Annotated in this window: 6 protein-coding genes; 1 reads left to right on the forward strand and 5 read right to left on the reverse strand. The window is 59.0% G+C overall.

Annotation, left to right across the window (positions count from 1 at the left end; genetic code table 11):
* Positions 1–360 precede the first annotated feature (360 nt).
* The gene (locus ACFQDM_RS09435) at positions 361–1389 is read left to right on the forward strand and encodes an IS110 family transposase (RefSeq protein WP_377378411.1); all 1029 of its coding nucleotides are present in this window, start codon (positions 361–363) and stop codon (positions 1387–1389) included.
* A 401-nt stretch (positions 1390–1790) separates the two neighbouring features.
* Here ACFQDM_RS09435 and ACFQDM_RS09440 read toward each other — a convergent pair whose 3' ends face one another.
* The 5 genes from ACFQDM_RS09440 to mobV form a co-directional block, all read right to left on the reverse strand.
* Complete coding sequence (locus tag ACFQDM_RS09440; protein ID WP_217847101.1) at positions 1791–2969, reverse strand: zinc-dependent alcohol dehydrogenase; 1179 nt, start codon at positions 2967–2969, stop codon at positions 1791–1793.
* Positions 2970–3129: 160 nt separating this feature from the next.
* Positions 3130–3486, reverse strand: coding sequence for an EAL domain-containing protein (locus ACFQDM_RS09445; RefSeq protein ID WP_217847100.1), 357 nt, complete (start codon positions 3484–3486; stop codon positions 3130–3132).
* A gap of 157 nt (positions 3487–3643) precedes the next feature.
* A complete protein-coding gene (locus ACFQDM_RS09450) occupies positions 3644–4039 on the reverse strand; it encodes a hypothetical protein (protein WP_217847099.1) in 396 nt (131 codons plus the stop codon).
* A gap of 61 nt (positions 4040–4100) precedes the next feature.
* Positions 4101–4649, reverse strand: a complete 549-nt coding sequence (locus ACFQDM_RS09455) for a hypothetical protein (RefSeq protein WP_245008590.1) — start codon at positions 4647–4649, stop codon at positions 4101–4103.
* A gap of 472 nt (positions 4650–5121) precedes the next feature.
* The gene (gene mobV, locus ACFQDM_RS09460) at positions 5122–6399 is read right to left on the reverse strand and encodes a MobV family relaxase (protein WP_377378414.1); all 1278 of its coding nucleotides are present in this window, start codon (positions 6397–6399) and stop codon (positions 5122–5124) included.
* Between the last annotated feature and the right edge of the window lie 106 nt (positions 6400–6505).

Raw genomic sequence — 6505 nt, forward strand, 5'->3', positions numbered from 1 at the left:
TCCGTCACCACATCCGACATGTCGCGCCCCCATTTGAGAAAAATGTGCACTCACTAGACAATTTGTCCTGCGTCCAAATTATACCGTTCGCCCCTGCCGGGGGAAGTGCACATTTTTCTCAAATGGATCAGCTGTCGTGCCCAGAGCAAGAGAAGCCGCCTATAGCGGCTCGATCCCCGGCCCTTGCCAGCCTTGCGGGGGCGCTGCGGGCCGGGGATCGGAGGGGTGTAGCGAGTGTAAAAAATTACGGTTCCATTTCTTGCCGCACGTACACACCCCTTCCCCCCCTTTATGGATGGTCCGCCCCTCCCGCCGATCTCCGTGTAGGATGTCGGTGTTCAATGGAGGAAGGAGCGGACCATGAGCATTGTGATCGTTGGCATCGACCTGGGCAAGAACAGCTGCAGCATCGTCGGTCTCGACAGCCTGGGGACAGTGGTGGTTCGACGGCGATTGCGTCGTGACAGCGTCATCGCGTTCGCGTCGAAGCTGCCGGCCTGCATCATGGCCATGGAGGCGTGTTGCGGCGTTCATCACATGGGACGGTCGCTGGCAGCACTGGGGCATGAGGTCCGGCTGATGTCGCCGGAATATGTCCGGCCTTACGTCAAGGCGCAGAAGAATGATGATCGCGACGCTGAGGCAATTGCCGAAGCGGCAACCCGTCCCACCATGCGCTTTGTCGAACTCAAGAGCGAGGAGCAGCTCGACGTCCAGACGCTGCATCGGGTGCGGGATCGGCTGGTCTGCGAGCGCACGTCGCTGACCAACCAGATCAGGAGCCTTCTTCTGGAACGGGGACATGTCGTGGCACAGGGCCATGCCCGGTTGCGCCACCTGCTCGCTGACCTGCTGGACACCGCCACGTGCAGCCTCAGTGCCCGCATGGCTTTCCTGCTCGGCGACATGCGCACGCGGTGGGACGAGCTTGACCGCCGCATTGCCGCTTTTGACGCCGAGTTCTCGGCCATGGCTCGGACCGATGAGCGAGCACGGCGGCTGACAAGCATTCCGGGCATCGGTGCGCTGAATGCCACCGCATTGGTCGCCGCTGTCGGCAACGCCGCGACATTCACGAAAGGACGCGATCTGGCCGCCTGGCTGGGTCTGGTGCCGAGGCAGGCGACAACAGGCGGCAAACCAAAGCTGCTCGGGATCACAAAGCGCGGCAGTCGATACCTGCGCAAGATGCTGATCCAAGGCGCGCGATCTGCCATGCCAACATTGGCGAAGGCGAATACAGCAATAGGCGCCTGGCTGCGTGCGCTGCTTGTGCGCACCCATCCCAACATCGCTGTTGTCGCCCTTGCGGCGAAGATGGCCCGCACTGTCTGGGCGCTTCTGCGGCACGGGCGAAATTATGAAGCCGTGCCGCAGGCGGCCGGTTGAGGAACACGCGCCCGTCTTGAACACAGCCGGGCGCAACGAGCTGCGAGTGGTGAAAGGAAGATGGCCTGACAGTTGATCGGCGTTGCAAAAACCTCCGGCGCAAAATGGCCCACCGAGGCCGGCCCCTTTATGAGGATTGTGACGCGCGGATCTCCATCTTGGCGGCGGCCTTTGTGCCGACATGCCGGATACGTTTGTGCAGACTGATCATGTCATCAAAAATTGCCGCTTGCAGACGGGGCGGACCATACGTTCTGACACGGGTTTGTGACACCTGCAAACCCTTGAAAATGCTAGAGCGGGGGACTGGTGTCACAACCGTCCGGTTATGACACTCGCCAAAACCACGGCTCATAAGGAAGCCCGCGCACCGCTTGACGGTACGCGGGCTCTAAGTCATTTCAACCGTGCGGGCGCATCACTACTTTGATGGCGCCGTCTTCCTTATCCCGAAACTTTTTGTACATCTCGGGAGCGTCCTCGAGACTGGCCGGGTGAGTAATGACAAAGCTGGGGTCAATTTCGCCAGCTTCAATGCGTGCCATCAGCGGCGCGGTATAGGCTTGGACGTGGGTCTGGCCGGTTTTGATCGTCAGCCCCTTGTTCATCATCGCGCCGAGCGGGACCTTGTCGCCCATCCCGACATAGACGCCGGGGATCGAGACGGTGCCGCCCATCCGGCAGCTCATGATCGCTTCGCGCAGCACATGGATGCGGTCGGTGGCGAGGCCGACCGTGGCCTTGGCCTTGTCGAGAACCGCATCGACCGAGCCATGCCCTGCAGCTTCGGCGCCCACCGCGTCGATGCAGCTGTCAGGCCCGCGGCCCTTGGTGCGAAATTGCAACTCGTCATAGACATTGTCGACTTCGGCGAAGTTGATCGTTTCGGCACCGCCGGCTTCAGCCATGGCGAGGCGTTCGGGCACTTCGTCGATCGCGATCACGCGACCGGCACCGAGCATCAGCGCCGAGCGGATCGCGAACTGGCCGACCGGACCGCAGCCCCAGATCGCGACGGTGTCGCCTTCCTCGATATTGGCATTCTCGGCGGCCATGTAACCGGTCGGGAAGATGTCCGAGAGGAACAGCGCCTGCTCATCGGTGACGTTGTCGGGCACCTTGATCGGGCCGAAATCGGCCATCGGCACGCGCAGATATTCGGCTTGGCCACCGCAATAGCCGCCCAGCATGTGGCTGAAGCCGAACAGGCCGGCGGGCGAATGGCCCATCGCCTTGATCGCCACCTCGGCATTGGGGTTGGTCGTGCAGCAGGCCGAAAACAGTCCCTTCTTGCAGAACCAGCACTCGCCGCAGCTGATCGTGAACGGCACCACCACGCGGTCGCCGATCTTGAGGTTCGTCACCTCCGAGCCGAGCGCCACAACCTCGCCCATATTCTCATGGCCCAGAATGTCTCCGCTCTCCATGGTCGGCTGATAGCCATCGAGCAGGTGGAGATCCGATCCGCAGATCGCGCAGGCCGTGACCTTGATGATGGCATCGCGAGGATGCTTGATCTCGGGATCGGCAACGGTGTCTACCCGAACGTCACCTTTTCCATGCCAACATAGTGCGCGCATTATTGTTCTCCGGCGTTATTGCCGAAGAACGCTCAGGATCGGCGATCGTTCCCGGCTGCCGAGGTCGTTCGGTTCCCCACATCATCGTGAGCCGGGCTCTATTCGCGGTGTAATTTCCTGGTTGGCGGAGCAGACGATGGTGTAAACCCGCCTACGACAATCACGCGGCAGAGCGCACCGTTTCGTCTCGCGCCTGCTGCCACCGGTGGATCTGCTCCGCTATGATCGGTCGCGAGAAGAAGTATCCCTGAGCTTCATCGCAGCCCAACCCGATCAGCGATTCCAGCGCCTCGTGGGTTTCCACCCCTTCCGCCACAACCCGGGACTTTGCGGCTTCCGTTATTTCACTTTCAGGTATAGCAGAGGAAACTATTGAGAATAATCCTTCGAAGCCCCAAGATCCAGAAAAGGATACTTTCCCATCATCGGATACGTGCCTTTGAGATTTTATCTTTTTTAATATAAACGCAATGTCAGAAGCGTTAAAACTTTTTTGCCAAAACTTATTTTTTCCCACTGCTTAATCTTTCAATTAAATATAGATTTAGCGCCACGACCTATCTCTTCGCCTTAATAAGCTCCATATCTCCATTTCCGTGTCCACTACCCCGTAGCCATGTCTGGTATTTTGGGGAAAGGAGGCTCATACCGAAGAATAGCGGTCCTTCTCAGTCCTAGAAAGGCCACCACCGGCGGCGCTTCTCTATCGGCTGTGTGGAAGGTGTAGCCTCTTGATTAGCAAGAAGGCTGGTAGCTTGTTGCCTCCATCTATCCCGTTCCTCTTTCAGATCTGCAACGGCTTCACGTTCTCTTTCAAGAAGCTGCTGCAACAAGCTGATGCGGCTACCATAATCATCTGGAACTACCGTTCTATCCTGTTCTCTAGGGCGTTCCTGACGCGCGTTCTCAGATGGTTCGGGGAACGCCCTGTATAGTTCGGCCGGATTGATGGAGAATGTACCATCCTCATTTCTTGTTGCACTTAAACGCCCTGTTTTAATTGCCCTATTCAGGGTAGATTTACTTTTCCCTAGGGCTTTAGCAGCTTGGGAAAGGGTTAGACCCGTCATTGAACGCCCCTAGTTGCGTGGTGCATCAAAAATGCCGTTCTTACTGGAACGCAGAACGGTATCACTTTTCTTCCAGTTTGGTAGGCAAATCAGGTTCAAGTCCATCAAAGAACGGTTGCGAAACAGGTGGCAGGCCATCACCGGATGGGAGTTGCTGTTCTCCAGCAAACGCACTCGGCAATCGCCGCAGAGGCTCCTGGTTGTCTAGGTGATCAGCATCAGGCTGTTCATCATCAGATAGAATTACCGCAGCTGAAAAGAGGCTATATCTGATACCGTCACGTTTACCTGACCAAGCTACACGGTCGTTTATAATGTGAGCATTAACAGTGCCACGCCCGCCAATCTGACGGATTTCTAGCCAATTATCAGTAGTTAGAAGTTTGAGGGCATCCCTCACCCCACGTTCGGATCCTTCTACTAGCCGAGCGAGGTTTTTCTGGCTGATTACTACTGCATTGTGCGTATCCACACGTGCGGTGAGGACATGCATGATTTGAGCTGCCAGAGGACTCTTTCTGATTAATTTTGCCCAAGCTTCGTGGGCTTTTCTTTCTGTTTGCACCCATTGGCCTTTTGGGGCCTTTTCCAGAGCTTGCAAGTTAGACATTGGGCAGTTCACCTCCAATAATTGGAAGTAAGGTGACGTTCGACCGGCGACATGTCAATTCCAAAAACTGGAAATTGACATGCAAGTCCTTGGAAGCTTACTGCCGCACCCCCGGCAGTCTAGACTGCCGCACCCCCGGCAATAGCTATTGCCGGGGGTGCCGTTTTTTATTAAATGATTACAGACGCTTATTTTTTCCGCCTTCTAATGATCTACAGGGAACAACCGGGACGGGCCGTGTCGGGCGAAGCAGCCCCCGGGGAGCAAGCGCCGACCGGCGCGGACTGGCCCGGTTTTTACCTGTCAGCGAGGTTTCGACTTTGGCTTACGGTCGTGGGGTGCGGGACGCATCGGCGAGAGCCACGCGGGAATGGGGATGATCAGGCAAGAAGGGGAAAGGGTTATCCACAAAGGCGGCACGTGACCGCATTTGTGACGCCCGTGGCACCGTCAGGATTTGCTGGGGAATGAGTCAGCCCCAGTCCGACCCGCTGTCCTGTCCGCGCTCCCGTTCCCGCGTCTTGCGGGCCTCGCTTTCCTGCATGGCCTCTGTTGCCAGCTGGCGGGACCGTTCCGCCTGGCGCAAGCCGTTCAGAATGGCATCGGCGTCCTGCCGATCGGTGCCGGCCAGACGCTGGCCGCCCACGGCATCGAAGTCGCGCCAGGGCAGGGCATAGCTGCCGTCCCTCAGCTCGATGACTGCAATGCCGGTATGGTTCAGGGCCGCCTTTGTGGCTTTTGCCTGCATGTCCGAAAAATGGGAGGCGTGGCGGTTGTGAAACCTTGCCATGTCGCGGAGCAGGTCCTGCTTGTCGTCCTCGGTGACGTCCTCGATCTGTGGGATCTGGAGCGCTGTCAGGACCAGCTTGTTGGCGGCCTCGGACACGGCCCGTTCCCGTGCAAGCTCAGTCTGGGTCTGGTCTAGGACCGCCTCCGTGGCCTCCATCTCGCGGCGCAGGGTGCCGGAAGCTTCGGTCAGATGGGCCGTGAGATGCGCGAGACGCTCTGTGACGGCCTGTGAGGCCCGTTCCTGCCATTCCCGGTCACTCTCCCCACCCAAACCCATTACGGCCCCTCTACGGCGCTCTGGGAGGCTGAAATCGGCCTCTATGGGGGTAGAGGCCCTGCCGTAGTACTCCTGAATGGTCTGATGCGTGGCCCGGCTGCGTTCCTGACCCCGTTCCAAGCCGAACGGTTGGCCGACGTCGTGGGCGAAGTCGGTCTGCATCTGGCGAAGCTTGTCCTTGCCGCCGACCAGCTCGCGGGCGTTCAGCTTGCCGCGGGCGTCGAGGGGGATCACCAAGACCTGCATGTGCGGGGTGGTCTCGTCGCGGTGCACTACGGCCGACAGGACGTTCTCGGCACCGTGGCGGTCCTTGAGCCAGTCCAGGGCGCGGCGGAAATAGTTGTTCTGCTCGTCCCGGCCCATGGCATGGACCTTCTCGGGCGATCCGCCGACGAAGTACTCAAGGGCATGGACGGCGTTCTTGCGGATCCTCTCAGGGGCGCGGGCGTCCCAGGCTTCCATGACGCCCTGGGCGGTGCCGGGACCCTTGAGCACCAGGTTCTCGGCCATGCGGAACTGATCGGCGTTCGGGGTCTCCCGTTCACGGTAGTTGTGGCCGAGGGCTGCGCCCAGATGCCCCTTGGTCTTGATCTTGCCCACGCGGAGGATGGCGAAGCTCCTGGGCGGGCGCGATCCGCTGCGCACGTGCATGCCCTTGCTGAAGTCCGTCACCACATCCGACATGTCGCGCCCCCATTTGAGAAAAATGTGCACTCACTAGACAATTTGTCCTGCGTCCAAATTATACCGTTCGCCCCTGCCGGGGGAAGTGCACATTTTTCTCAAATGG

This window comes from Ponticaulis profundi (assembly GCF_042659465.1).
Lineage (GTDB): Bacteria > Pseudomonadota > Alphaproteobacteria > Caulobacterales > Hyphomonadaceae > Ponticaulis > Ponticaulis profundi.

Coding starts and splice junctions, on each gene's coding strand:
- ACFQDM_RS09435 (WP_377378411.1), top strand. CDS start 361: ATGAGCATTGTGATCGTTGGCATCGACCTGGGCAAGAACAGCTGCAGC.
- ACFQDM_RS09440 (WP_217847101.1), bottom strand. CDS start 2,969: ATGCGCGCACTATGTTGGCATGGAAAAGGTGACGTTCGGGTAGACACC.
- ACFQDM_RS09450 (WP_217847099.1), bottom strand. CDS start 4,039: ATGACGGGTCTAACCCTTTCCCAAGCTGCTAAAGCCCTAGGGAAAAGT.
- ACFQDM_RS09455 (WP_245008590.1), bottom strand. CDS start 4,649: ATGTCTAACTTGCAAGCTCTGGAAAAGGCCCCAAAAGGCCAATGGGTG.
- mobV (WP_377378414.1), bottom strand. CDS start 6,399: ATGTCGGATGTGGTGACGGACTTCAGCAAGGGCATGCACGTGCGCAGC.